This window comes from Pseudoalteromonas sp. BSi20495 (assembly GCF_000241185.1).
Lineage (GTDB): Bacteria > Pseudomonadota > Gammaproteobacteria > Enterobacterales > Alteromonadaceae > Pseudoalteromonas > Pseudoalteromonas fuliginea.
In genome coordinates this window covers 1-1815 of sequence record NZ_BADY01000140.1, presented here as the reverse complement: position 1 = coordinate 1815, position 1815 = coordinate 1, and the positions used below count along the sequence as shown (strand labels likewise).

Here is a 1815-nt window from a genome sequence, read left to right as displayed (position 1 = left end):
GATGAAATGTAAGTAACCGAGTAGTAAAAGATAAATTCTTAACCAACAAATTAAATTTAATGGCAACGTTTTGTTTGTTTAATTATAGTGGCTGTCTAGTTTAACTGTCTGCTGTCTAGTTTAACTGATTAAAGTAGCTTCATAGTTTAGCTGTAGTTTAAAATGGCGATAATTTAATCTTTTTTAAATTTAGCTGCTGGTAATATAATAACTATTCCCGCCCATATCCCCCAAAAAAATATAGCAGGAAAAATGTCACTGATAAAGTAGGACATACTTGTATAGTATCCTTCAGGCGCGGATGAATCTGAAGAAACAAAAAACACACCTATAGGTTTAAGGTAGGCAGGATAATGCGAATTGGATTGAAAAATCATACTAATATAAGGCCATACGAGTAACCAATAGATAGATCCAGAAATCTTATTAAACAATATCCGTTTTAATTTACTTTTACTTATGAACATTTATAATTTTCCGTATTAGGTAGGTTTTTTTGTGCTAACCACTTTGCTTTATATGCTCCCCAACCAGCTAGTGAATCTTTATTTTGAGAAACCGATTGTAACCCCAAAATAATCAACTCTTGTGTTGCTTTTACAGCTAGTTTACCTGAATTAGTATTCAAAGACCCTGAGTGTATATCACCTTTGGAGTGTGGAGTAATTGTGTCTATTAGTGAACCATGTTTCTGCTTATCATAATCAAATATTTTAATGATTGGATGGGGGTGGTTAGCTTCTGCAGCATCAACACCACTGATCATAGCTTCTTTTCTGCATTTGATTTGATATATAGCTTTTTCACTTCTTACTGTATGGGCTGGAGAAAATGAATCTTGTAATGCGTGTAAAGCCAAAGCTAAATGTTTTACCCCGTACCTCCTAGTTTGAAAAGTTACATTTTCATTATCATTTTGAAGCTGTTTTAAAATATTAACTTTTTGCTTACACTCAATCACCCATCGATCCATCTTCTCCTTAATGAACACACAGCCATTAATATATGAGTCATATTCGGTTTCATTAGAAGATTTCATGAAGTGATAACGCTGGCCAGTTGGAGCTTCATGTGTCCAACTTTCATCAAAATCAACCGCTGCGATTCGTCTTGCAAGATTTTTTCTAGGATCGAAAGCGTTAAAATTATATGCTCTAAGGTTGACCATGTAGGCAATAAATGCAGAGATAAAATCAGCTCGATTTGAAACTTCGGGGTTGCTCCACTGATAAGTCCCATTTACGAATATTGGAAGGCTACAGAGTTTCCTTTCCACTTGACAGTTTTTTTGCATTTGAGTAATTGCTTCTACAGATATCTTTATATGTCCATCGGCTTTCATTTGCGATTCCTTTGCTTTATGTTTCTTTAGAAAAAAGAGGTAAGCATCCTGTAGAATAAACTTACTTCTTTCCTGCTTGATTTTTAGCCAGTTGATATTAAGTCAGGCTTATAGTTTATGTCAATGCCCATCAGTATAATTAGGAGCACAGGCGTTACTAGAACACGTTATCCGAGCAGACGCTGCATTGCTTTATACAAGTTATACTTTGGCTGTGTCTAACTTTGACTAAATATTAATAAAGCAAATTAACATGACACATATGGACGCTCCCTTGAAGTCAAGACGAGCCGATGTATAAACATCTAAGTTTTTGCTTTTGTTAATTATCATGTATCCCATTTCCCAGTAATGATGCGTCACAAGCTTGCTAAAAAACAAAGATAAATAAGCCAGACGCCCATCCTAAATTTTGCATTTTTAGAAACAAGTTGTATAGATAAATTAAGATGGGTGTCAGTCAAAAAGAAATG

General features: G+C 34.5%; 1 protein-coding gene. It reads right to left on the bottom strand.

The annotated features are described in order from the left end of the window. Nucleotides 1–457: 457 nt before the first annotated feature. Nucleotides 458–1342 carry a hypothetical protein gene (locus P20495_RS04510; RefSeq protein WP_008138184.1) on the bottom strand — a complete coding sequence of 295 codons (885 nt, stop codon included), beginning with the start codon at nucleotides 1340–1342 and terminating at the stop codon, nucleotides 458–460. Between the last annotated feature and the right edge of the window lie 473 nt (nucleotides 1343–1815).

Coding starts and splice junctions, on each gene's coding strand:
- P20495_RS04510 (WP_008138184.1), bottom strand. CDS start 1,342: ATGAAAGCCGATGGACATATAAAGATATCTGTAGAAGCAATTACTCAA.